Source organism: Streptomyces sp. Ag109_O5-1 (assembly GCF_003814875.1).
GTDB lineage: Bacteria > Actinomycetota > Actinomycetes > Streptomycetales > Streptomycetaceae > Streptomyces > Streptomyces sasae.
This window is the reverse complement of record NZ_RKQF01000001.1, coordinates 5,372,777-5,395,572: the sequence shown is the minus strand read 5'-3', so window position 1 is coordinate 5,395,572 and position 22,796 is coordinate 5,372,777. Positions and strand designations below refer to the sequence as shown.

The window sequence follows — 22,796 nt, the reverse complement described above, 5'->3', positions numbered from 1 at the left end:
GTGCGCTCCTTACGGGACGCTCGCGCTCGGCCTACGACCGCTCCCGCTCGGCCCGCCGACGCGCCACCAGCATCCACGCCAGGTTGCCGATCGCCGCGCCCGCCAGCACCGCCGCGACGATCACCCCGCCCGTGGCCAGCCCGTCGCTGAACAGGTGCGGACGCCGGTCCAGGGCCTGGAGACCGAAGCCGGACAGCTCGTACACGCCCACCGCCGCGACCAGCAGGCTCGCCACCAGCACCGCCACCGTGGGGGCGAGGCTGCGCCGCGCCTCCTGTGTGTCCGTGCCCTGCATGAGTACCCCCGTGAGCTGACGAAGCCGCCGTGGCCGATGGGGAACCTACAATACGTAGGGTCCGGATAGCCTCAGGACGTGCGTATTTACATCAGCGTGGATATGGAAGGCATCACCGGGCTCGTCGACAGGGACGACGTACAGCCCGGCGGGCGGGACTACGAGCGCGGCCGGTCGATGATGGCCGAGGACGTGAACGCGGCGATACGCGGGGCGGTGGCCGCCGGGGCCACCGAGGTGCTCGTCAACGACGCCCACGGGCCGATGCGGAACCTGCTCCCCGAGGCCCTGCACCCCGCCGCCCGTCTGGTGCGCGGCAAGCCGAAGAAGATGCTCATGCTGGAGGGCCTCACGGCGGAGTACGACGCGGCGATTTGCGTCGGCTATCACTCCCGGGCCGGTGCCCTCGGCGTCCTCAGCCACAGCTTCATGGGCCACGAGATCGAGGACATCTGGCTGGACGGCAGGGCCGCCGGCGAGATCGGGCTCGCGCACGCCACCGCCGCCGCGCTCGGCGTCCCCGTCGTGGCCCTCACGGGTGACGACGCGGCGTGCGCCGAGATGACGGCGTGGGACGAATCGGTCGCCACCGTCCCCGTGAAGTACGCCCGGGACCGGTTCGCCGCGGAGCTGCGTCCCGCCGAGGAGGCCCGCCGGGCGATCGAGGAGGCCGTCACCGGGGCGCTCTCGCCCGCGCCGAAGCGGCCCGCCGCGCCCGAGGGGGAGTCGGCCCTCGCCGTGCGCTGGCAGTCCGCCTCGGTCCCCGCCGTGCTCCTCGGCATCCCCGGAGTGACGGCGATCGACAGCCGTACCGTCCAGGCCCGGGGGCCGCTCCCCGCCCTCTACCGCCAGTTCGGCGTCTGGATGCGGGTCGCCTCCTCGCTGACCAACCAGCCGCCGTACTGCTGACGGCCCGCGGCCTGCTCAGCCGAAGCGGCCGGCCACGTAGTCGGCAGTCCGCTGGTCCTGCGGGGAGTTGAAGACGTCCTCGGTGGCGCCGTGCTCGACGATGCCGCCCGGGGTGCCCTGCTCGGCCAGGAAGAACGCGCACTGCTGCGAGACACGGTGGGCCTGCTGCATGTTGTGGGTGACGATCACGATCGTCACCTGGCCGGCCAGGTCGTGGATCGTCTCCTCCACACGGCGGGTGGAGGTGGGGTCCAGGGCCGAGCACGGCTCGTCCATGAGCAGCACCCGGGGGCGGACGGCCAGCGCCCGCGCGATGCACAGACGCTGCTGCTGTCCGCCGGAGAGGGCGCCGCCGGGCTGCCGGAGCCGGTCGCGGACTTCCTTCCACAGACCCGCGCGGGTCAGGGACTCCTCGACCAGCTCGTCCTTCTCCCGGCGGCCCACCTTGGTGCCGGTCAGCTTCAGGCCCGCCACCACGTTGTCGTAGATCGACATCGCCGGGAACGGGTTCGGCTTCTGGAAGACCATGCCGATCCTGCGGCGGGCATCGGTCAGCCGCCAGGACGCGTCGTAGATGTCCTCGCCCTCGAACAGCACCTCGCCGCCGAACTGGGCCGACGGGATCATCTCGTGCATCCGGTTCAGGGTGCGCAGGAACGTCGACTTGCCGCAGCCGGACGGGCCGATCAGCGCGGTCACCTCGCCCGCGGGCATGGTCAGCGACACCCGGCTGAGCACCTGGTGGGAGCCGAACCACGCGGAGACGGCACGGGCTTCGAGGGTGGCGGGGGCGGGGCCGTCCACCGTGGCGGCGGGCAGTACGACGGTGTCGGTCATCTCAACTGTCTCGGTCATTTCAGTCACCTCGGTCACAGCAGGTTCGGCAGCAGTTCGGTGGTGCGCGTCGCGACCTGGAGGCCGAGCACCGCGACGACCGGGGCGAAGACGATCCAGGTCTGGTGGCGGCCCCAGCGGTGCCACGTCCAGACGGCGGCCACGGCGCAGAGCAGCAGCGCCTGCAGCCACATCACCAGCGGCCACGGCACCCCGGAGGGGCGGGCCAGCGGCTCCTCGGAGGACGGCAGCGTGCCGGCCCGGATCACGGCCGACGGGGTCTGGAACGGCGCGGAGACCATGTCGGCGTCCACGCGCAGGATGCCGGAAGGCATGAACTTCGGGCCCGTCGCCGTGATCAGGACGATCCGGCTCTTGCCGGAGGCGAGCGCGGTCGGCGCCGGGTCCCCGGCCCGTCGTACGTCGATCACCTGGAACCTGGCCTTGCCCTGCCCGGTGACCACGGTGAACGTGTCGCCGGTGGCGAGCTGGGAGAGCTTGCCGAACGGACCGCCGTACGCCGCCGCGCGGCCCATCAGCACGCTGGTGCCGGCCTGGCCGGGCATCGGGGTGTCCCGGCGGTGCCCGGGGCCGTCCGTCAGCACGGAGGAGTCGGTGCCCTCCAGGACGACCTGGCTCAGGCCCAGCTTCGGTACGTCGATGAGCGCGACCGGCGTGCCCGGGGCCAGCAGCTTGCCGTCCTGGTCGGTCTGGGCCACCGGGGCGGTGCCGAGGGCGAGTTGCTCGCGCAGCTGGTCGAAGTCGGCGTGCTGCGCGGAGTGTTGCTGGGCGCCGCTGACCACCAGCAGCTGCACGGTGATGCCGAGCAGCAGGGCGGCGAGGCTGAGCAGTCCGCCGCGCGAGAGGTGGCGGACGAAGGTGAGGCTGCGGACGGGCCTGCGCGGCACGGCCGGAGCCAGAGCTTTCGGAGTGGGTACGGCGACGGTCACGGCGGCCCGCCTCCTTCGGGAAGGTAGATGAGGGCCGCCGGGAGCCGTACGAGGCTCCCGGCGGGCCCGTCAGCCGGTCAGGTGGACTTGATGGTGAAGTTGGCGCCGGTCTTCGAGTTCACGGTCGTGGAACCCGCGTAGAAGGCGTGCAGGGTGTGCTTGCCCTTGGCCAGCTTCGGCAGGGTGACGACGACCTTGCCGCCGCTCAGGGTGCCGGTGGCGATGACCTTGGAGCCCTCGTAGATACGGACGGTGCCGGTCGGGGTGGTGCCGGACGCGGTGACCTTGACGGTGACCTTGGCCTTGGCGGTGTGGCTCACCGAGGTGGGCGCCGAGGAGGCCACGGACGCCGTCGCCTTGGTGATCTTCAGGGAGACGGTCGCCGAGGACGAGTTCAGCTTGGTGCTGCCGCCGTAGGACACCGTCAGGGAGTGCGTGGCGACCTTGAGGTGGTTCGACAGGCCGATGGTGACCTTGCCGGACGCGTCCAGGGTGCCGGTGCCGAGCGTGGTGGCGCCCTCCTTGACGGTGACCTTGCCGGACGCCGTGACGCCGTGCGAGCCGGCGACGGAGACGACGACCTTCGGGACCTTGCCGTAGGCGGTGGTGGCGGCCGTGGCGGTCGTGGTGCTCTTGTACTGGACCGCGCCGGTCCAGGTCGCGGCCGCACCCGTGCCGTTGACGTTGTTGGCGGTGACCTGGGCGGTGTAGGTGCCGGTGGCCAGGCCGGTGAAGGAGGCCGACGTGGTGGTGGTCGCGACGTCCTTCGTGGCGACGACGCCGCCGTCCGCGTCGGTCAGCGTGATCCGGTAGTCGGTGACCGGCATGGCCGGAACGGCGCTGTTCGGGGTCCAGCTGAGGTTGAGGCTCGCGTCGCCGACCGTGGTCTTCAGGGCGGGCGCGTTCGGCACCGAGCTGTCGAAGGAGCTGGACTCCTCCAGGCCGCCGAGCTTGGCGTGCTTGGCGACGGAGACGGAGCCGTTGTAGGACTCGTTGACGAAGCCGAACTTGGCGATGACCGACTCGGCGGCGTCCGACGCCAGCTGCGCCGTGTGGCTGCCGCTGGTGACGAAGACGTCGTACAGGTCCTTGTCGAAGAAGATGCTGGTCGGGTCGATGGCCCGGCTCGGCACGACGTTGTACACGTCACGGCCGAAGGTCGAGTTCTCGTAGTAGGCGTTGACCGGGGTCACCTTGCCGTTCACCGTGGTGACCGGGCTGGTGGCGCCCGTGTCGCCCGGCAGCTGGACGGAGGCCAGGTGACCGCCGGCGGCGGCCGCCGTCTGGCTGTAGTCGGGGGAGACGCCGTTGATCTGGGCGATCCAGGAACCGACGGAGAACGGGACGAGCGCGCCGTCCTCGGTGAGGGCCGAGTTGGCCTGGTTCTCCTGGACGACCGCGACGTTCGCGGAGAGCGTGTCGTTGGTGACGCCGATCGCGTTCAGGAAGAACTTGCGGGTGCCGGAGCTGGTCTGCGGGATCTTCGGGTGCACGGTCTGGCCGTTCACCTGGGTCAGCGTGCCCGTGTAGATGTCGTGCAGCTGACTCACGGTCAGGGTGTCGAGAGCCGAGCCCTTGACCGCGACGCCGACCGCGTCACGCGCCATCGGGATGTAGGTGAGCGCGGTGCCGGAGTTGGACGGACCACCGGAGGAGCGGGCGAAGTCGACCTGGCCCTTGACCGAGGCACCGGAGGAGTCCAGGTCGCCGGTCAGCGACTCGCTCAGGGCGGTGCGGCCGGCGCCGGAGCCGTTCGGGCGCAGGAAGGTCGTGCCACCGGAGCGGGTGGTGATCTTCGTACCGGTGGCGCCGGTGCCGGGCTGGATCGCGTCGTACGACGCGATGCCCGCGCCGTTCGTCGACTTCACGGCGGTGGCGGAGTAGCTGGTGCCGTTGATGGTGTCACCGGCCAGGGCGTTGAGGACGTCCTGGGTGGTGTCCGAACCCACGCCGACCAGCTGGCGGAAGGCACCGGCGTCCGGGTCGGCGACCGCCGGGCTGGCGAGGGCGATGCCGCCGGCCACCACGGCAGCGGCGACGAACGCCGCCTGAGAGCGCAGTCTGCGCATCGAGAGTCTCCTGACGAGAGCTTGCTAGCTGGGGTGTTGCCAGAGGATCTGGCAGGGTGGTACGGGCCGTCCGCCCCGACTGCCTTTCGGGGCGGGCGGCCGTCTGAGGGGGAGCACTTGGCTCCGGTGGGGGCTTGTACGCCCCTAGGTGTGGCGCCCCTTCAGGGGCGCGGGACGTTATCGATTTGCGGCTCCGCCGCGTGGGCGCGACCAGCCACGACGCGCCCGCAGACGACGTACGGCCGTCGTAACGGAAGCAATCGACAGCTGCCGGCCACCGGCAAAGGGCGCCCCGGCCCCCGCAACCGCCCCGAGCGCGGCACCGACCGGCACCGCATAGCGGAGCGGATTCGCCGGGTCGGCCGGGGTGTTGCCGGCCGCGGTGGTCTGCAGCGCCTTGCCGCCGTCGAACGACGGCTTGGCGCTGGGCGCGGCACTGGCGCCGCCGCCCCCGGCACCCGTACCGGCGCCGCCCGTCGTGCCACCGGTGTCCCCGGTGGTACCCGGGGCACCGCCGCCGCCCGTGGAGGTGCCGCCGCCGTCGGCCGAACCGTTGCCGCCGCCCGCGGAGGTCGGGCCGGTGTAGTCGAGGAGCGCGTTCGCCGCCTTGACCGTCTGGGCGCGCAGCTTCGTGGAGAGCGGGGCGTAGCCCTCGGGCAGGCGGCCCGGGTCGGCGCCCGGGGTCTGGCCGGTGGCCGAGGCGTACCGCAGCAGGGCCGCGTAGTCCTGGCGGGCCGCCTTGGTCACCTCGCCGGGCCGGACCGCCGCGTACACCAGCTCGGCCAGCGGGTAGGCGCCCTTCGCCGTGGCGTTCGCCGGGGTGATCTCGGCGACGCCGGAGCCGGTGGCGGTCGCGGCGGCCGCGGTGAGGCCGGCCGCGGTCGGGGCCACGTACGTGCCCGCGGAGTTCTTCAGCTCGGCCGTCTGGAGGCCGTAGCGGGCGGCGGAGGCCGCGTCCGTGATCGTGATGACGAAGCGCGAACCGACGATCTGCGGACCGGAGCTCTTGTACACCGGCGGGGTGGCCAGCGCGTCCCAGGTGGACTTCCACAGGGTGTCGGCGCGGCGGGTGTGCAGCGCGCCGGCGTGCATGTCCTCCACATAGGGGTGGAAGTCGATCATGCACTGCTTGTTCGTGGCCGGTGCGTCCGAGCCGGGCGGGACCGTGCACCAGGGGTCGCTCTTCGGGTATTCGTCGGTGTTCGACGGGCCGAAGGCGACGCCCATCGGGTTCAGGTCCGCGTTGGTGCTGTAGTACGGGTTGACCCGCATGCCGTCGTCGTCGGGGACTCCGGCCAGGAACTGACGGGCGTCCTTGTCGGCGTAGATCCACTGCCAGATCGCGCGGGCGGTGTCGGAGTGGCCGAGCGAGGTCATCAGGTCGGTGTCGGTGGCCGGGGTCTCGGCGACCGACAGGTACGCGAACTCCGGGTTCAGCGCCAGGAACTCCGGGTCCGAGGCGAGCCCGGCCGGGTTCTTCTTCGCCCAGCCGTACCCCTTGGCGGCCGTGCCGTTGAGGACCGAACCCCAGGTCGAGCTGCGGTACGACTCGGTGAGCAGCTTGGCGACCAGGCGGGCGTTCAGCTTGATGGACTCGATCTTGGTGCCGTCGAGTTTCTCGACGGATTCCGGTGGCCCGGACGCGGATCTGCGCTCGATCGTGAAGCCGATGACGGCTCCGGAGAGTGCGACCGGCGCGTACGTCGTCGTACCCGAGGGCGCTGTCGTGCCCGTGTCGGCGCCCAGCTTCCGGGTGGTGAACGCGAGACCGGAGGTGCCGTCCGCGATCAGCCGGGACCGGGTGTCCGGCTCACCGAGCTCGGTGTAGCCGAACACCTTGCCGACCGAGCAGAGCTGGGCCTGCCAGCTGGTCATCGCGTCCGCCGCCAGCTCGCTGCCGGTGGTCGGGCGTTCGTCGGCGCCGAGGGCGCAGTTGTTGCCGACGCTGTTGAAGTCCAGCTTGACCGCGATCCGGTTCCTCCAGTTGGTGGAGGAGACCGGGGAGCCCGCGTTGACCTGGCTCTTGTCCGCGTACGGCTTGCCGTCCAGGTCGAGATGGCCCTGCGGGACGATCACCAGCCAGCAGGAGCGGGGCTTGGTCACGCCGTCCGTGGTGACGGGGGTGCCGCAGCCGAGGTGGGGCGCCTCGTTGGCGGTCTGGACCTCGAAGAACTCCTTGCCGGAGCCGTCGGCGCCGGTGCGGCCGAAGTCGATCTCGTTGGTGGTGTTGTAGCTGTAGAACCGGTTGTTCTGGGTGTTCGTGGTGATCGTGGTGCCGTCGACCGACTTGAAGGGGACCTCGCCGCCGGCGTTCGGGTTGGCGGCGCCGTACCGGTTGTCCTGGCCGTAGTTGGTCGGGTCGGCGTTGTAGAAGACCTGCCGGGTGTCGTCCAGGCTGTTGCCCGGCCAGCTGGTGCGGCTGGTGGTCGGGGAGGCACCGTACTGGCACTGGGTGCGCGCCGGGCCCGGGTTGGAGGGGACCGTGCCGTCGTCGTCCCCCCAGCACTGCATGATCTGCACGAAGTCCGTGTTGAACTGCGTGCCCGCGAAGGTGGTCGGGGTACCGCCGCTCCAGCTCACCGTGACGGCCTGGCTGGTGAGGTTCTTGGTCTGGCTGACCGTGAACTTCATGTCCTTGAACTCACCGCGCCCGGAGACGGTCACGGCGGAGTCGTCGCCGGTGGCCGCGGTGGCGGTCGGCGCGGTCTGGGCGACCGCGAGTCCGGCGAGGGCGCCGACCGTGGCGCCGGCGAGGAGGCGTATCAGCGCGTTGCGGATCCGGGCCCGTCTCATCGCGAACTCCCGTCGTTCGAGCGGTCGTCGCTCTTGCTGCCGACCAGGCGGGAGACCGCCGACGGCAGCAGGAGCAGGCCGAACACCAGGAGCGCGGCCAGCAGCATCAGCGTCTGGGTGCCGCTCCAGCCGTGCGCGGTGGCCACGGCGACGGGCTGGGCGAGGGCGACGGTGTTGTCGGCTGCCGTACCGGTGCCGCCGGCGCTCGTGCCGGTGCCGCCGCCGGGGCTGATGGTCTGGCCGGTGTCGGGGTCGACGGAGGGCTGGGCGCTGCCGCCGGAGCCGCCGGTACCGCCGGTCGAGGCGTCCGTGCCGCCGGTGCCGCCCGAGGTGCCGCCGGTGCCGGAGCCGCCGCTGCCGCTGCCCGAACCCGTCGTGGCGCCGCCGCTGCCGCTGGTGCAGGGTGCGGCGCCCTTCTTGTCGCAGGCGGCCGGGTAGGGCGCGGTCTGCGCCAGCTTGTTCTGGCCGCTCGCGGTGAAGGTCGGGTTGTTGCAGTTCTTGATGTTGATGTTCTGCGTCTGCACACCCGGGATCCGGCGGATCTGGTCGAAGCCGGCCTGCACCAGGTTGATCGGGAGCGGCGAGTAGCCCAGCTTCGGCGCCTGCTGCTGGCCCTGGCACATGAAGTAGTACGAGAACGCGCCGAGCGTCTTGCCCTTGGCCGCGGTGAAGGTGCCCTGCACCTTCAGCGGCAGGATCATGTACGAGTAGCTGGACAGCGGGTAGTTGCGCCGGTCGGTGTCGTTGTAGACGTCGTCGAGCTGCTGGGTGAGGTAGTCGGACGAGCTCTTGTTGGTGTTGATCTTCGCCTTGAGCAGCGAGACCGCCACGTTCTGCGGGGTGGGCTCGGTGTAGTAGCCCGCGTGGTTCAGGACCTTGGCGACCGGGTAGTGCGCGTTGAGCGCGTACGAGTAGTTGACGTACCCGATCGCGCCCTCGCCGTAGCTCTGGGCGATGTAACCGGCGACACCGAGGTCACCGGACTGGGCGATCATGCCGGAGACGGTCGGGTAGTACGACGTCTGCCCGCACGCGCCCGACCGGCCGACCTTCGCGCAGTACGCGTTCCACAGCGCCTTGTGCTGGTTCGCCATCCACATCGTGAACTGGGCGGTGGAGCCGGAGCCGTCGGAGCGGACCACCGGGACGATGGTGCGGTGCGGCAGCTGGATTCCGGGGTTGTCGGCCTTGATCACCGGGTCGTCCCAGGTCTTGACGGCCCCGGTGAAGATCTTGGTGACCACGTCGCCGGAGAGGCGCAGGTTGGTGACCCGCTTGCCGTTGACGGTGAGGTGGTACATGAAGACCGTGCCGCCGGCCACGATCGGCATATAGGCGTAGGAGCCGGACGCGGGGCGCTCGGCCGCGCTGCCGTCGGTGGGGTTCGTCTGGAACGGGATGTCGGAGACGGCGAAGTCGACGGTGCCGGAGAGGAACTGGCGGCGGCCGTCGGAGGAACCGTTGCCGGCGTAGCTGATGCGCATGCCGTACTGGTTGACGGCGCGGCGCCATTCGTCGACGGCGTTCTCGGCCCAGGTGGAGCCGGCGCCGGCGATGGGGGTGTAGCTGTCCGCGGACGCGCTCTGTGCGATGCCGAGGACGGTGAGGGGGCTGAGGATGCTGAGCAGCACGGCCAGGATGCCCAGCCGTCTGAGGGCGTTGATGACAGGGCTGGACATCAGTGCACGTCTCCTGTGGAGGACGGGGGCTGTTCGCCGTCGGTGGGTGCGGGCTCGTCGTGGCTGGGCGCGCAGTTCCCCGCGCCCCTAGGGGGGTTGGTCTCGTCGTTGCTCGCAGGAGAACCGGTCTCGAAGAGCTGGAGGCCCGGCGTGTGAAGTTCGGCGAACCTCTGCGCGTCCCTGCGCGAAGCGCGTGCCGCCCTCTTCGCCTGGCGCTTGTTCTGGTGGCCGGGGCCGCGGCCGCCGATCACGCGGGCGATCGCGAAGAGGACCAGGACCAGGGCCATCAGGACCGCCGCCGCGCCGAAGCCGCGGGCGATCATCGTCGGTTCGGGTGACTTGACGAAGTTGAAGACGGCCAGCGGGAGGGAGATCATCGGGCCGCTCGTCGGGTCGGCGTTCAGCGCCGCCGTGAAGCCCGCGGTGAGCAGGACCGGAGAGGTCTCGCCGATGCCGCGCGCGGTGCCGAGGATGACGGCGGTCGCGAGACCGGAGCGGGCGGTGGGGAGGACCACGTGCCACACCGTGCGCCAGCGCGGGGCGCCCAGCGCCTCGGACGCCTCGGTGAGCGTGCCGGGTACGAGGCGCAGCACCACGTCCGACGCGCGGATCACGATCGGCAGCATCATCACGCTGATCGCGAAGCCCGCCGCCAGACCCGACTTCTGCATGCCGAGGCCGAGGATCCAGACGGCGTACACCATCAGGCCGGCCACGATCGACGGCAGCGCGGTCATCGCCTCGACGATCGTGCGGACGAACCGGGAGAAGCGGCCGGGGATCTGGTTGAGGTACACCGCGCAGGCCAGGCCCAGCGGGACCGTGATCGCCAGCGCGATGGTGATCATGATGAGCGTGCCGAGCATGGCGTGCTCGATGCCGCCGTTGGTCAGCGGGTCGAGGGGGCCCGCCGCCTGCATGTCCTGGGCGAAGAAGTTGCCGTGCGGCAGGGCCTCGCGGCCGCGCCACAGGGTGAAGCCGACGACCATCGCGAGCGCGCAGAACATCAGCCCGCCCGCGGTCCACAGGACGACGGTCATCACCCGGTCCCGTACGGCCTGTCCGTCCTGCTCAAGGCCTGTCAACACCGCGTAGATACCTAGGAATGAAAGGTAGGCGGTGACGAAGAACCCCAATGTGCCCGAGAACGGGGCGAGTTCACCGAAGAGCAGGATGGCCGTGCAGAGGCCGGAGGCGGCGGCGCCGAACAGGGACAGCACGCCCGAGCGGGTGAGCCCGCCGATCCGGCGGGGCACATCCGGGGTCTCGGCCTCGGCGGCGGGCGCCGGAGCGTCCTGGGGGACGTCCTGCGGAACGTCCTTCTCAAGGTCTACGACGGTCATCGTCACGCCTCGCTCTGTGCGCCGGACCGTGACCGGGCCACGATCGAGGAGGCGGTGAAGTTGACCGCCAGGGTGAGCAGGAACAGCGCGAGGCCCGCGGCCATCAGCGCCGACATGCCGAACGTGGAGGCATCGCCGTAGTGCAGGGCGATCAGGGAGGAGACGGAGTTCGAGCCGGTCTGCAGGATGTGCGGCTGGATGGTGAAGACGGGCGAGATGATCAGGTAGACCGCGATGGTCTCGCCGAGCGCCCGGCCGAGGCCCAGCATGGTGCCGCCGATGATCCCGCCCATGCCGTACGGCAGGACGACCGCGCGGATCATGCCCCAGCGGGTGGCGCCGAGCGCGTAGGCGCCCTCGCGTTCACCGGCCGGTGCCTGGGCGAACACCTCCCGCATCACCGAGCACTGGATCGGCGCGACCATCAGCGCGACGACGATGCCCGCGACGAAGGTGGAGGCGGTGTAGACGCTCTGGGAGGCGAGCGGTTCGCCCGGCTGGGTGCCGTCGACGTGCAGGAAGGGGATCCAACCGAACCAGTCCGACAGCCACCGGGACAACCCGATGACGTGCTCCTGGAGGAAGAACAGCCCCCACAGGCCGTAGACCACGGACGGCACGGCGGCCATCAGGTCGACCATGGTGACGAGCGTGCGGCGCAGTCCCCGCGGTGCCACGTCCGAGATGAACAGCGCGGTGCCGACGGCCAGCGGCACGCTGATCGTGACGGCCACGGCGGCGATGAGCAGCGTGCCGGTGAGCACGGCCGCGATGCCGAACCGGTGGACGTCCGGCTGCCATTCGGCGGTGGTGAGGAAGGCCCAGACGCCCCGGGTCCGCAGCGCCTGCCCGGCCCGGAGCAGCAGGAACAGCCCTACGGCGGCCATGATGGCGAGGACGATGCCGCCGGTGGCGGTCAACTGGTACCGGAAGATCCGGTCCCCGAGCCCCCGGGCGGTCGACAGCCGCCTGGGCACGGGTCTTTCGGATTCCGCCCCGGCGGAACCCTCGAGCGCGGACACCACTGTGCCCCCCCTATACGGAAGCGTTTCTCCCCTGCACGGCTCCGAATCGGGGTGCCGCGCCGGAGAGTCAATGGCCGGTTCCTTGCGCTCCAGAGCTTCAAATGTGGAGAACAGGTGAACTGCTCATGCCATTTCAGTGGGGGAGATGTGGGCGCCTGTGTACTGGAGGGTCCGAAGGGGCGAACTTACTTGCCGCTCGCGCGTTCCAGGGTGCGCTTGACGGCCTGCTCGTCCTGGCCCAGTACCGCCTTTTCCAGACTGTGGTCGTCGTGCCGGGAGAAGCGCTCGCCCTCGGCGACGTCCTCCTTGCTCAGCACGCGCCCGCACCACTCGCCCTGGTCGCCGGTGTGGTCGTCGAACGGCACGGCCCCGCCCTCGCCGAGGACCACCCACCCGCTCTCCTGCCACCGCAGGGCGAGCAGATAGGTGTGGCCGACCTCAAGGCGTGGCGCGTCGGTGGCCATCTGTGCGACACGGGTGCCGCTGGACCGGTAGACCTGCCAGCCGGGGGCGACCATGTCGAAGTTGACGTCGAGGGCGTGCCGGGGTGCGGTACGCGACCACAGCCGGCTGTCGGTACGGAAGCTCACCAGCCGGTCCATCGCGTACGCGACCGAACCCTTCTTGTAGGTGCGCCGGTTGGTCTCCCGCTCCCCCGTCGGACTGGCGACGACGACGTGATCGGCGTACGACACCCAGTCCTCTGCGGTCTGTGACGGATAGGCGTCCCCCGACGCCCCGCACCCCGGCACCGACTCCAGTCCGGGTGCGCCGACCAGTACCCCGGCGACGATCCCGACGGCGGCGAGCAGTGCGGCGCCGGGCCGCGCCGGTATGCGCCAGGGCATGCCGGATCGTTCCCTCATTCGTTCCCCCGTGATGAAGACGACCTCTGTGAGTTGATCACTTTAAGTACGGGTCGACGAAAGTGAACAAAGATCACCTTGGCTCGGCACAGAACTGTGACGCAGCAGCTCCGGTGGCCTCCGCGGTGATCAGGGTGTTCCCCCATCCGGTGGACGTGCCGACGATCCCGGCGGTTGTCCACGCGACCCCGGTGCGAGGCCGGGGCGGGGCAGGTATAGCGTCGCGCAGTGGACGTGACCTGACCGATTCGTCCCGGACCGAAGGAGGGCGAGCCGTGAGCCGGATGGCCGAGCTGACCACGGGTCGGCTGCTGACGTCGTGGCAGCCGGACGTGCCGGCGCTGCTGCTGGTCGTGGCCCTGGGCGGGCTGTACGGCTGGGGGGTGCTGCGCCTGCGCCGCAGGGGCGAGCCCTGGTCACCGCTGCGCACCGCCGCCTTCATGCTGCTCGGCCTGGGCACGCTGGTCGTGGCGACGATGTCAGCCCTCGCCGTCTACGACCATGTCCTCTTCTGGCCCGCGGCCGTACAGAACATCCTGCTCGACCTGGTGGCCCCCCTCGGTCTCGCCCTGGGCGACCCGCTCCGGCTCGCGGTGGAGGCGCTGCCGGAGCCCGCGGCGGCGCGGCTCCGCCGGACGATGACCGGCCGCCTGATCCGCCTGCTGACCTTCCCCCTGGTGAGCACGGCGCTGGTGCTGGCCACCGAGCTGACGATCTACTTCACCCCGTACTTCGCCACCGCGCTGCGGGTGGGCTGGCTGCACGAGCTGATGTACCTGCACCTGCTGGCGGCGGGCTCGCTGTTCGTCGTACCGGTGCTGACGCGTGAGGAGACCCTGCCGGCCTGGTGCACCCACCCGGTCCGGGCGGGCCTGGTTTTCCTGGACGGCGTGATCGACGCGGTCCCGGGTGTGGTCGTGATGACGCACGGCACGCTGATCGCCGGCGCCTGGTATCTGCACCACCACCCGTCCTGGTCCCCCGACGTCCGGCAGGACCAGCAGATCGGCGGCGGCGCGATGCTGAGCATCGCCGAGCTGATCGCCCTGCCGTTCCTGCTGACGATCCTGTACCAGTGGGCGCGGGCGGAACGGATCCAGACGGCGGCCCTGGACCGCCACCTGGACCAGCAGGCCGCCACGGTTCCTGCTCCTGCTGTTTCCGCCCCCACTGCCTCCGCCCCGGCCTCCACCACCGCCTCCGCCGACCGTGTCCGCCCCTGGTGGGAGACGGAGGAGAACGAGGTGGCGGCGCGGATCCGCCGGCAGCACGGCGAGTAGGGGGCGTCGGCTCCCGGTCAGGCCGTCGCCAGCGAGACCTCCGTCGACTTGATCAGTGCCACGACCGGTGAACCCGCGGTCAGGCCGAGGTCGGTGGCCGCGTCCTTGGTGATCGCCGCCGTCAGTTCGCCGCCATCGACCGCGATCTTGACCGTGGCCATCGCTCCGCCGGTGGCCACCTCGCTGACCGTGCCGGGCAGCTGGTTGCGGATGGAGACGCCCGCCACCCGGCCGGTGGCGAGCGCGACCTCCGTGGACTTCACCATCGCGCGTACGGCCGAGCCCGCGGTGAGCCCCAGGTCCTCGACCGCCTCCAGGGTGATCGCGGCCGTGAGGTCCTGCCCGCCGTCCAGGCGCACCTTCACGGTCGCCATCACCTCGCCCGGGGTGACGGCGGTGACGGTGCCGGGGATCTGGTTGCGGATGCTCAGGCTCATGACGGGCCGCCTCACGGGAGGAGCGGACAGGGTGAATTGCCCTGTTTTGCAACGACTGTGACTCCATACGTTAGCCGGTCGGGTCCCGCTCGGGGATGATCGGACGGCATGGGGTGCGGGTACGACGAGAGGGGTCCCGGGGCCGTGGACGAGCAGGCGGAGATCTCGACACCGCAGGAGGCCGCGAACAACCCGCTGGTGCTGGCCTTCGGGCGGCTGCAGGGGGCCGCGAACCGGCTGGAGTACCTCGTCGGGCGGTCCCTGGAACAGGAGTGCGGGATCAGCCACCTCATGTACGAGGTGCTGCTCATCCTGGGGCGTGCCGGTGAGCCGGGGCTGTCGATGCGGGCCGTCGCGCAGGAGCAGGTGCTGACCACGGGGGGTGTGACGCGCCTGGTGGACCGGATGGAGGTGGCTGGGCTGGTCGAGCGGACCGAGGACCCCGGCGACCGGCGCGGACGGCTCGTACGGCTGACGCCCAAGGGTGCGGAGACCGCCGTCGCCGCCACCCGTGTGCATGTGGAGAACATCCGCCGCCTCTTCCTGGCGCCGCTGCCGCCGGAGGACCGTGACCGGTTCGCCGAGGATCTGCGGATCCTGAGCCATGCGGCAAGGGATGTGCTGCCCCGGCTGCCCTGAGCCCGGAGGGGAATGTGGTGCGGGCCACACGCGCGAGGAAATATCTGACTCGTCAGTTACTGTTCTGTCAGGTGAATCGCTCGCCCTTCTCTTCAGGAGCACTCCATGAGCAGCCCCGCCCTCTCCTTCACCGTCCTCGACCTGGACTTCCCCGCGGGGGTCAGGAACAAGACGGCCACCCTGGTCACGGGCGAGCACGAGGCCCTGCTCGTCGACGCCGGTTTCACCCGCGCCGACGGCCACCGCCTCGCCGCCGCGGTCCTCGACTCGGGCAAGAAGCTGACCACCGTCTTCGTCAGCCACGGCGACCCCGACTTCTACTTCGGCGCCGAAGTCCTCGCCGACGCCTTCCCCGACGCCCGGTTCGTCGCCACCCCGATCACCGTCGAGCACATCCGGCACTCCTACGAGGGCAAGCTCAAGGCATGGGCGGCCCTCGGCCCGAACCTCCCCACACGTCTGGTCGACCTCCAGCCGCTCACCGGTGAACTCGCCCTGGAAGAGCACCGCTTCGAGCTCAGGGGCGGCCCGGCCGGGCTGCCCGACCGTCACTACCTGTGGCAGGCCGAGCGGCGCGCGATCCTCGGTGGCGTCCTGCTCTTCCAGCAGGAGCACGTGTGGGTCGCCGACACCCCCACCCCCGAGGACCGTTCCGCCTGGCTGGGGCTGCTGGACGAGATGGCGGCCCTGGAGCCGGACCTGGTCGTCCCCGGACACCGGCTGCCCGGCGCCCCGGCCGACGTCTCCGCCGTGACCGCCACCCGCGAGTACCTGGTCGCGTTCGAGGAGGAGCTGGGCAAGGCCGCGGACGGTGCCGCGCTCACCGAGGCGCTGGTGGCCCGCTACCCCGGCAACGGCATGCAGATCGCCGCCCAGATCGGTGCGAAGGTCGCCAAGGGGGAGATGAAGTGGGGCTGAAGCAGGCCGAGTTCGCCGACTCCACCGCCCCCGCCGACGTCGTACGACGTCAGTACCTGGCCTCGGCGGCCGGTGACCTGGACGCCCTGCGGGCCACCCTCGCCCCCGACGTGGAGTGGACGGAGATGGCCGGTTTCCCGCTGGCCGGCACCTACCGCACGCCCGAGGGTGTCACCTCCCAGGTGATGGAGAGGCTCGGCCGGGACTGGGACGGCTGGACCGCGCACGACGACACCTATGTCGTCGACGGCGAGAACGTCGTCGTCCTGGCCCGCTACACGGCCGTCAACAAGGCCACCGGGAAGCCGATCGACGTCCGCGTCGCCCACCACTTCGTCGTACGCGGCGGCCTGATCGTCCGCTTCGAACAGTTCGTGGACACGGCACTGGTCCGCCGGGCGATGACCGGCTGACCGCACTGCGGCCGTGCGCCGAGTGACCGCCGGGGTCCGTGCGGCTCGGCGTCTCAGGGCCGGGGCCGGCCGTGGTCTCGCAGGGGGCCGACTTCGTAGCCCCGCTGCTCGCAGGTGTCCAGGATGCGGGGGAGGGCGCCGAGGGTCGAGCGCCAGGCGGCCGGGGCGGATGTGCAGTCGGAGTCGTGGAGCAGGACCGTGCCACCGCCGTCCAGGTCCGATGTGACCGTGCGGTGCACCGACTCCGGTGTGGCGCGGGCGGTCCAGTCCTCGCCCCAGCTGGTCCACAGCACCGGAGTGAGGGTGAGGCGGCGGGCGGTGAGGTGGGCCGCGGTCGACATCACCCCGTACGGGGGCCGGAACAGGGTGGGCCGCCGGCCCGTGATGTCGGCGACGGTGTCGCGGGCGCGGGCCAGGTCGTCGTAGGTGGCGCGCGGGCCGCGCAGCAGCAGCGGGCGGTGCAGCCAGCCGTGGATGGCGATCTCGTGGCCCGCCGCGGCGATCTCGCGGACCAGGCCGGGCGAGCGCCCTGCCTCCCGCCCGAGCAGGAAGAAGGTCGCGTGCACCCGGCGCTCGGCGAGGAGGCGCAGGAAGAACGGGGTGGAGAGGGGGTCGGGTCCGTCGTCGAAGGTGAGGGCGATGTGATCCGGGCGGCCGCGGCCCGAGAGGCGGGGCATGGTCCGGTTGCGCAATGGCCCCAGGGTGGAGATCACCGGTGCGGCGTGGGCGGCCGCGAGGACGGGCAGGGTGACGGCGGCAGCGGTACGGATCAGCCGGGCGGTGTTCACGAGTGGTGGCCTTCCGTGCCGGGGGCCCGGTCCGGGGTGGGGTCTTCCAGGTCGAGGCCGTGTCCGATGGCGTGCAGCACGTCCGGGCCGTCGTACGCCGTCCCGATCCCCGTACCGACCGCGCTCGCCCAGACGGCGCCCGCCGCGGCGGTGGTGGCGACGAGCCGGCCCGTGGTGCGGCGTCGGACGGGGGTGCGGGGAGGCGGCGGTGGCGGGCCCGCGGCGTGGACGCGCGCGATCTCCGCGGCGGGCCCGCCGTCGGGCTCGGCGGCGAACAGGCCGAGCCCGGCCGTGCGTTGGCGCAGTCCGGGCGGGCCGTCGATCAGGTCGTGGAGCACGGCCTTCAGCCGGGCCGGTTCGCGGATCCAGACCGCGGCGCCGGCCTCCTCCAGGGCGGCGGCGTTGGTCAGCCCGTGGCCCGGTATGCACCGGTAGCTCGCGACGGGCAGCCCCGCGGCGAACGCCTCCAGGGAGCTGAGCCCGCCCGCGTTCTGGACCAGGACGTCGGCGGCGTGCAGCAGGGCGGGCATGTCGTCGACCCAGCCGAAGGCGTGCTCGATGCCGTCGGCGCGCAGCCGTTCGGCCAGCGCCGTGTTGCGGCCGCAGACGACGACCGGGACGGCGGCGCCGCAGTCGCGCAGTTCCATGGCGACCTGCCGGACCGGTCCGACGCCCCACGAACCCGCGACCAGCAGGGCCAGCGGGGCGTTCGCCGGAAGCCCGAAGCGGGTCCGGGCCGCCGCCCGCTCCGGCTCGGTACCGGGACGGAAGCGCGGATTCACCACCGGTCCGCACACCCGGACGTCCCGCGCCCCGGCGGCCCGGGCCTGGGCGGCGGGCACGGCGTGGGCGGCTAGGTGGACGTCCACGCCGTCGGCCACCCACAGCGGGTGCACGGAGAAGTCGGTGAGGTAGGTGAGGACGGGCACGGTGAGCCGTCCGTCGCGGCGCAGGCCGCCCAGCACACGGCTGGCACCCGGGTAGGTGGAGACGACCGCACCGGTGCCGGGGCGCAGCGCGCCGAGCATGCGCTGCTCCGCGGTGCGCAGCAGCGCCCTCGCCAACGGCCCGCCGCCCCCCGCGCGTTCGGTGCTGCGGTAGATCCGCTGGTAGGCCCAGGGAGCCTGGACGAGCATGCGGTGGTAGCCGTCCCGGACGAGCCGTCCGATGCGGGCCGGCAGCAGGTCCAGCAGATCGAACCGGTCGACGGTGAGGCCCCGGGCCGCGAGCCGGCGGTCCAGTTCGGCGGCGGCGCCGTCGTGACCGGCACCGATACTCGCCGAGACGATCGCCACCCGCTCGGCCCGCGCCGTCGGCGGCACCGGCTCGGGGCGCAGGGCGGCGGTCGCCAGGGCGCGCAGACGCACCGAACTTCCGAGGTAGGGCATGGGCTCGTTCCTCCGCAGGTGGAGTGGGCGGCCGCACTCTACAACATGTAGTAGGTAGGCTCGTACAAGATGTAGTAGATCTGCTGGTGGGGGTGGGTGAGGGACCTGCCGCACCGTCATCAGCCGCCGGACGCCTGCCGCGACCGCCGTGGGCCTGCGCGTTTTCATGGCGCCGCGGGTAGCCGTGCGGTCGTAGTACCGCGGTACGACGTGCCGGGCGCAGGTCGGCCTTCCGGTACGAGGGATCCGGGTGATTTGGCTCTTAGCGTGGCTGTGAGGCGCCGGAACCGACGGTGCCAACGGCAGACGGGAACAGCGCCCATGATCGACGCACGGCAGTTGACCAAGAGATATGGCGAGAAGACGGCCGTCGACGGGCTGGACTTCGCCGTGAAGCCGGGCACGGTGACCGGCTTCCTGGGGCCCAACGGCGCGGGAAAGTCCACGACCATGCGCATGATCGTCGGGCTCGACGCCCCGACGAGCGGCTCCGTCACCGTCAACGGCCGCCACTACGCCGAGCACCGGGCACCGCTCCAGGAGGTCGGCGCCCTCCTGGAGGCGAAGTCGATCCACCCGGGCCGTTCGGCCTACAACCACCTCAGGGCCCTCGCGCTGACCCACGGCATTCCGCGCCGCCGGGTCGACGAGGTCATCGGTCTCGCCGGTCTGGACAGCGTGGCCAAGAAGCGGGCCGGTGCCTTCTCCCTCGGTATGGGCCAGCGGCTGGGCATCGCGGCGGCGCTCCTCGGCGATCCGCAGACGGTGATGCTGGACGAGCCGGTCAACGGGCTGGACCCGGAGGGCGTGCTGTGGATACGCAACCTGCTCAAGGCGCTCGCCGACGAGGGCCGCACGGTGTTCGTGTCCTCGCACCTGATGAGCGAGATGGCCCTGGTGGCGGACCATCTGATCGTCGTGGGGCGGGGACGGCTGCTGGCCGACACGACCGTCGGGGACCTCATCCGCGAGGCCGGCGGTGACACGGTGAAGGTCGCGACCGAGGACCCGGCACGGCTCCGGGACGTGCTGGCCGGGCCGGGCGTCGACGTCACGGGACGCGTCGGCTCCGAGGAACTGCAGGTGACCGGGCTGACCGCCCGCCAGATCGGGCTGAAGGCGGCCGAGCACGGGATCCCCCTGTTCGAACTGACCTCGCGGACGGTGTCCCTGGAGGAGGCGTTCATGGACCTGACCAGGGACTCCGTGGAGTACCACGGCTCCACGGCCGTCGAGACCCTTGAGACCGTCGGGAGCCCCGCATGACCACCCTCACCGCGACCACGGAAGAGACCCGGACCGCCCCCGCCCGCCCCGCCTACCGGGTGACCGGACGGCGTGTGCTGTCCTCCGAGTGGGCCAAGCTGTGGTCCCTTCGCTCGACCTGGATCACCCTGGGCCTCGGCCTGCTGTTCCTGGTGGCGTTCGGACTCATCGCCGCGAGCCACTACAAGTCCGGCATCGGCTCCCCGCACCGGGACCGGGACTTCGCCACCGCGACGGCCCTGAGCCTGTCCCTCTTCGGTACGAACTTCGCCCAGCTGGCCCTGGGTGTGCTCGGCGTGCTGGTCACAGCGGGGGAGTACTCGACCGGCATGATCCGCTCCACGCTCGCGGCGGTGCCCCGCCGGCTGCCCGTGCTGTGGTCCAAGGCGGCGGTGTTCGGTCTGGTCGCCCTGGCGGTCGGGACACTGGGGGCGTTCGTGGCCTTCCTGTTCGGAAGCCGGATCGTCTCGGGTACGGCCGCGGCCATGGGCCTGACGCACGCCGGTGTCGTGCGCAGCCTGCTGGGCGCCGGACTCTACCTCGGCCTGGTCGGCGTCATCGGCACCGCACTGGGCGCCCTGCTCCGGTCGGTGGCCGGCGGCATCTCGGTGCTGGTCGCCTCTCTGATGCTGGTCCCCGGACTGATCTCCCTGCTGCCCAGCTCCTGGCAGGACAACATCAGCCCCTACCTGCCGAGCAACGCGGGCGAGTCGATGTTCGCCCTCACCCACGACAGCACCACCCTGTCGCCCGGCGCCGGAATGCTGGTCTTCCTCGGCTGGACGGCGCTGGCCCTGGGCGGCGCGGCGTACCGGCTCGCGCGCAGCGACGTCTGACCTCTGCTGCACCATGGACAGGTGACGTCCGTGACCACCGATGACCTCAGCGGGATGGGACCGCTGGTCGCCCGGCTCTCCCGGGGCGGCCGGCGGTTGCGGCAGGCCGACCGGACACATCCGTGGGTGCTGGACACCGCGGTCGTGATCCTGGTCTTCCTGATGTTCTGCCTGCCCGACCTGGTCCACGGCGGTGCCGGCGACCGGGACGGCGACCGGCACGGCAGTCACCCCTTCTGGTTCGCCTTCGCCCGGCTGCCCCTCGCGGGCATGCTCGCCCTGCAGGCCGGCCTGGTGCTGCCCCTGCTGTGGCGGCGGCGCAGGCCCGCGGCGGCCTTCGCGGCCGTCGCCGCGGTGTTCGTCCTGCAGTGGTCCCTCGGCGCGGCGCTGCGCGCGGACGTCGCCCTGTTCGTCGCGCTGTACAGCCTGGCCCTGCACGGACGGCTCCGGCAGCTGCCGTGGGCCTGCGCCGCCACGGCGGCCGCCATGGTGCTGGTCGCCGTACGGGCGTCCGTGGCCGTGTCCGTCTGGGACGCACTGTTCTTCCTGCTGAGCACGGCGACCGCGGCCCTCGCACTCGGCCTGGTGGTCCGCATCCGCCGGGCCCAGCTCGCCGGACTGCGCGACCGGGCGGCCCGGCTGGAGATAGAACGCGACCAGCGCAGCAGGCTCGCCGCCGCCACCGAACGCACCCGGGTCGCCCGCGAGATGCACGACATCGTCGGCCACAACCTCTCCGTCATCATCACCCTCGCCGACGCCGGCGCCTACGCGAGCGACCTCGCACCCGAACGCGGCAAGGAGGCCCTCCAGCTCATCGGCGACACCGGCCGGCAGGCCCTCGGCGAGCTGCGGCGCGTGCTCGGTGTGCTGCGCGAGACGGCGGGCGCCTCCCCTGGCGGGCCCGAACTCAGCCCGCAGCCCGGTATCGCGGACATCGACGCCCTGTGCGCCAATGTGCGCGCCGCCGGGCTCGAGATCGTCTACCGGACCTCCGGAGACGTGGACGCCCTGGACAGCGGGGTGCAGCTGACGACGTACCGGATCGTCCAGGAAGCCCTCACCAACACCCTGAAGCACGCCGACCCCGATGCCTGTGTGCACCTGGCGGTCGTCGAGAAGGACACCCGGCTGACCATCCAGGTCCGGGACACCGGCCCGGCCGCCCCGCCGGGACCGCACGAGGAAGGACACGGCCTGGTGGGTATGCGGGAACGGGCGGCCCTCTACGGCGGGACCGTCAGCGCCGGACCGGCGAGCGGCGGAGGCTGGAGCGTCGAGGCCGTCCTCGACCTGACCCCCCAAGGAGATGTCCGGTGACCACCGTGCTCGTCGTGGACGACCAGCCGCTGCAACGCTACGGCTTCCGCATCCTCCTGGACTCCGTCCCCGAGACCGAGGTCGTCGGCGAGGCCGCCCACGGCGCCGAGGCCGTCCGCAAGACCGCCGAACTGCGCCCCGACGTCGTCCTGATGGACGTACGGATGCCCGGCATGGACGGCATCGAGGCCACCCGCCGTATCGTCGCCGCCGGTGACCGTTCGCGCGTCCTCGTGCTCACCACCTTCGACCTCGACGAGTACGTCCACGCGGCCCTGCGCGCCGGTGCCAGCGGCTTCCTCCTCAAGGACGTGCGCCCCGAGGAACTCCTCGCCGGCATCCGGGCCGTGGCCGCCGGGGACGCGGTCATCGCACCCGCCCTCACCCGCCGCATCCTCGACGAGTTCACCCGCTACGTCCCGGCCCACCCCGGGGACTCCGTGCGGGACCCGAGGCTGGGCTCCCTCACCGAGCGCGAGCGCGAGATCCTCGTCGCCATCGGCAGGGGCTGGACCAACGGCGAGATCGCCACCCGGTTCGTGGTGTCCGAGTCCACCGTGAAGACCCACGTGGGCCGCGTCCTGGCCAAGATCGGCGCCCGCGACCGCATCCAGGCGGTCATCTTCGCCTACGACCACGGTCTCGCCCGCCCCAACTCGGACTGAGAATTCCCAGCGTTTCCCAGCGTTGCCCGGCGATTCTCGGTAATTCTCAGCAATTCTCAGACAAGGGAGCCATCTCTATGGGT

The 22,796-nt window shown here is 71.6% G+C and carries 21 protein-coding genes; 9 read left to right on the top strand and 12 right to left on the bottom strand.

The genetic code is table 11. From position 1 onward, the window contains the following. Positions 1-31: 31 nt before the first annotated feature. Positions 32-295, bottom strand: coding sequence for a hypothetical protein (locus tag EDD90_RS24175; RefSeq protein ID WP_123975150.1), 264 nt, complete (start codon positions 293-295; stop codon positions 32-34). A 78-nt stretch (positions 296-373) separates the two neighbouring features. On the opposite strand from EDD90_RS24175, the gene EDD90_RS24170 reads away from it, so the two are divergent. Beyond that, positions 374-1,204, top strand: a complete 831-nt coding sequence (locus tag EDD90_RS24170; protein WP_123975149.1) for a M55 family metallopeptidase — start codon at positions 374-376, stop codon at positions 1,202-1,204. A 15-nt stretch (positions 1,205-1,219) separates the two neighbouring features. Here the strand turns inward: EDD90_RS24170 and pstB are convergent, their stop codons facing one another. The 8 genes from pstB to EDD90_RS24130 form a co-directional block, all read right to left on the bottom strand. Further along, a complete protein-coding gene (pstB, locus tag EDD90_RS24165) occupies positions 1,220-2,041 on the bottom strand; it encodes a phosphate ABC transporter ATP-binding protein PstB (protein WP_123981562.1) in 822 nt (273 codons plus the stop codon). A gap of 32 nt (positions 2,042-2,073) precedes the next feature. After that, positions 2,074-2,988, bottom strand: a complete 915-nt coding sequence (locus EDD90_RS24160) for a sortase (protein ID WP_123975148.1) — start codon at positions 2,986-2,988, stop codon at positions 2,074-2,076. A 77-nt stretch (positions 2,989-3,065) separates the two neighbouring features. Then, the gene (locus tag EDD90_RS24155; RefSeq protein ID WP_123975147.1) at positions 3,066-5,057 is read right to left on the bottom strand and encodes an Ig-like domain repeat protein; all 1,992 of its coding nucleotides are present in this window, start codon (positions 5,055-5,057) and stop codon (positions 3,066-3,068) included. Positions 5,058-5,234: 177 nt separating this feature from the next. Further along, positions 5,235-7,850, bottom strand: a complete 2,616-nt coding sequence (locus tag EDD90_RS24150) for a hypothetical protein (protein ID WP_123975146.1) — start codon at positions 7,848-7,850, stop codon at positions 5,235-5,237. After that, positions 7,847-9,529: a substrate-binding domain-containing protein gene (locus tag EDD90_RS24145; protein WP_123975145.1), complete on the bottom strand. Its 1,683-nt coding sequence runs from the start codon at positions 9,527-9,529 to the stop codon at positions 7,847-7,849. Before EDD90_RS24145 ends, EDD90_RS24150 begins: the two co-directional genes overlap by 4 nt. Next, positions 9,529-10,872 carry a phosphate ABC transporter permease PstA gene (gene pstA, locus EDD90_RS24140; RefSeq protein ID WP_123975144.1) on the bottom strand — a complete coding sequence of 448 codons (1,344 nt, stop codon included), beginning with the start codon at positions 10,870-10,872 and terminating at the stop codon, positions 9,529-9,531. Before pstA ends, EDD90_RS24145 begins: the two co-directional genes overlap by 1 nt. Positions 10,873-10,874: 2 nt before the next feature. Continuing rightward, positions 10,875-11,849, bottom strand: coding sequence for a phosphate ABC transporter permease subunit PstC (pstC, locus tag EDD90_RS24135; RefSeq protein ID WP_260328020.1), 975 nt, complete (start codon positions 11,847-11,849; stop codon positions 10,875-10,877). 233 nt (positions 11,850-12,082) lie between these two features. Then, positions 12,083-12,745: a hypothetical protein gene (locus tag EDD90_RS24130; RefSeq protein ID WP_260328019.1), complete on the bottom strand. Its 663-nt coding sequence runs from the start codon at positions 12,743-12,745 to the stop codon at positions 12,083-12,085. A gap of 302 nt (positions 12,746-13,047) precedes the next feature. Here EDD90_RS24130 and EDD90_RS24125 point away from each other — a divergent pair, with 302 nt between their 5' ends. Continuing rightward, positions 13,048-14,043: a cytochrome c oxidase assembly protein gene (locus EDD90_RS24125; protein ID WP_123981560.1), complete on the top strand. Its 996-nt coding sequence runs from the start codon at positions 13,048-13,050 to the stop codon at positions 14,041-14,043. A gap of 17 nt (positions 14,044-14,060) precedes the next feature. Here EDD90_RS24125 and EDD90_RS24120 read toward each other — a convergent pair whose 3' ends face one another. Continuing rightward, complete coding sequence (locus EDD90_RS24120) at positions 14,061-14,480, bottom strand: molybdopterin-binding protein (protein ID WP_123975141.1); 420 nt, start codon at positions 14,478-14,480, stop codon at positions 14,061-14,063. A gap of 144 nt (positions 14,481-14,624) precedes the next feature. On the opposite strand from EDD90_RS24120, the gene EDD90_RS24115 reads away from it, so the two are divergent. The 3 genes from EDD90_RS24115 to EDD90_RS24105 all read left to right on the top strand — a co-directional run bounded on the left by EDD90_RS24115 (position 14,625) and on the right by EDD90_RS24105 (position 16,450). Continuing rightward, the gene (locus EDD90_RS24115) at positions 14,625-15,119 is read left to right on the top strand and encodes a MarR family winged helix-turn-helix transcriptional regulator (protein ID WP_123975140.1); all 495 of its coding nucleotides are present in this window, start codon (positions 14,625-14,627) and stop codon (positions 15,117-15,119) included. Between the two features lie 105 nt (positions 15,120-15,224). Further along, complete coding sequence (locus EDD90_RS24110) at positions 15,225-16,037, top strand: MBL fold metallo-hydrolase (protein WP_123975139.1); 813 nt, start codon at positions 15,225-15,227, stop codon at positions 16,035-16,037. After that, positions 16,028-16,450 (top strand): nuclear transport factor 2 family protein, encoded by a 423-nt coding sequence (locus tag EDD90_RS24105; protein WP_123975137.1) that lies wholly within the window; start codon positions 16,028-16,030, stop codon positions 16,448-16,450. The genes EDD90_RS24110 and EDD90_RS24105 overlap by 10 nt, the downstream gene beginning before the upstream one ends. Positions 16,451-16,503: 53 nt before the next feature. Here EDD90_RS24105 and EDD90_RS24100 read toward each other — a convergent pair whose 3' ends face one another. Both EDD90_RS24100 and EDD90_RS24095 read right to left on the bottom strand, forming a co-directional pair. Then, the gene (locus EDD90_RS24100) at positions 16,504-17,238 is read right to left on the bottom strand and encodes a polysaccharide deacetylase family protein (RefSeq protein WP_123975135.1); all 735 of its coding nucleotides are present in this window, start codon (positions 17,236-17,238) and stop codon (positions 16,504-16,506) included. Further along, positions 17,235-18,626, bottom strand: coding sequence for a glycosyltransferase (locus EDD90_RS24095; RefSeq protein WP_123975133.1), 1,392 nt, complete (start codon positions 18,624-18,626; stop codon positions 17,235-17,237). Before EDD90_RS24095 ends, EDD90_RS24100 begins: the two co-directional genes overlap by 4 nt. A gap of 321 nt (positions 18,627-18,947) precedes the next feature. On the opposite strand from EDD90_RS24095, the gene EDD90_RS24090 reads away from it, so the two are divergent. From EDD90_RS24090 to EDD90_RS24075, 4 genes are read left to right on the top strand one after another with little or no spacing between them, the layout of a single operon-like run. Then, entirely contained in the window at positions 18,948-19,892 is a 945-nt protein-coding gene (locus EDD90_RS24090; RefSeq protein WP_123975131.1) for an ATP-binding cassette domain-containing protein, read from the top strand. Further along, positions 19,889-20,728, top strand: a complete 840-nt coding sequence (locus EDD90_RS24085) for an ABC transporter permease (protein ID WP_123975129.1) — start codon at positions 19,889-19,891, stop codon at positions 20,726-20,728. The genes EDD90_RS24090 and EDD90_RS24085 overlap by 4 nt, the downstream gene beginning before the upstream one ends. Before the next feature lie 30 nt (positions 20,729-20,758). After that, on the top strand, positions 20,759-22,048 hold the full coding sequence (locus EDD90_RS24080; RefSeq protein WP_260328018.1) for a sensor histidine kinase: 1,290 nt from the start codon (positions 20,759-20,761) through the stop codon (positions 22,046-22,048). Beyond that, complete coding sequence (locus tag EDD90_RS24075; protein WP_123975126.1) at positions 22,045-22,713, top strand: response regulator transcription factor; 669 nt, start codon at positions 22,045-22,047, stop codon at positions 22,711-22,713. Before EDD90_RS24080 ends, EDD90_RS24075 begins: the two co-directional genes overlap by 4 nt. Positions 22,714-22,796 lie beyond the last annotated feature (83 nt).

Bases quoted from the DNA above. Each gene is read 5' to 3' on its own strand.
- pstA (WP_123975144.1), bottom strand. From the start codon at position 10,872: ATGACCGTCGTAGACCTTGAGAAGGACGTTCCGCAGGACGTCCCCCAG.
- EDD90_RS24095 (WP_123975133.1), bottom strand. From the start codon at position 18,626: ATGCCCTACCTCGGAAGTTCGGTGCGTCTGCGCGCCCTGGCGACCGCC.
- EDD90_RS24130 (WP_260328019.1), bottom strand. From the start codon at position 12,745: ATGCCCTGGCGCATACCGGCGCGGCCCGGCGCCGCACTGCTCGCCGCC.
- EDD90_RS24110 (WP_123975139.1), top strand. From the start codon at position 15,225: ATGAGCAGCCCCGCCCTCTCCTTCACCGTCCTCGACCTGGACTTCCCC.
- EDD90_RS24175 (WP_123975150.1), bottom strand. From the start codon at position 295: ATGCAGGGCACGGACACACAGGAGGCGCGGCGCAGCCTCGCCCCCACG.
- EDD90_RS24085 (WP_123975129.1), top strand. From the start codon at position 19,889: ATGACCACCCTCACCGCGACCACGGAAGAGACCCGGACCGCCCCCGCC.
- EDD90_RS24120 (WP_123975141.1), bottom strand. From the start codon at position 14,480: ATGAGCCTGAGCATCCGCAACCAGATCCCCGGCACCGTCACCGCCGTC.
- EDD90_RS24150 (WP_123975146.1), bottom strand. From the start codon at position 7,850: ATGAGACGGGCCCGGATCCGCAACGCGCTGATACGCCTCCTCGCCGGC.
- EDD90_RS24090 (WP_123975131.1), top strand. From the start codon at position 18,948: ATGATCGACGCACGGCAGTTGACCAAGAGATATGGCGAGAAGACGGCC.
- pstB (WP_123981562.1), bottom strand. From the start codon at position 2,041: ATGACCGACACCGTCGTACTGCCCGCCGCCACGGTGGACGGCCCCGCC.
- EDD90_RS24145 (WP_123975145.1), bottom strand. From the start codon at position 9,529: ATGTCCAGCCCTGTCATCAACGCCCTCAGACGGCTGGGCATCCTGGCC.
- EDD90_RS24155 (WP_123975147.1), bottom strand. From the start codon at position 5,057: ATGCGCAGACTGCGCTCTCAGGCGGCGTTCGTCGCCGCTGCCGTGGTG.
- EDD90_RS24125 (WP_123981560.1), top strand. From the start codon at position 13,048: ATGGCCGAGCTGACCACGGGTCGGCTGCTGACGTCGTGGCAGCCGGAC.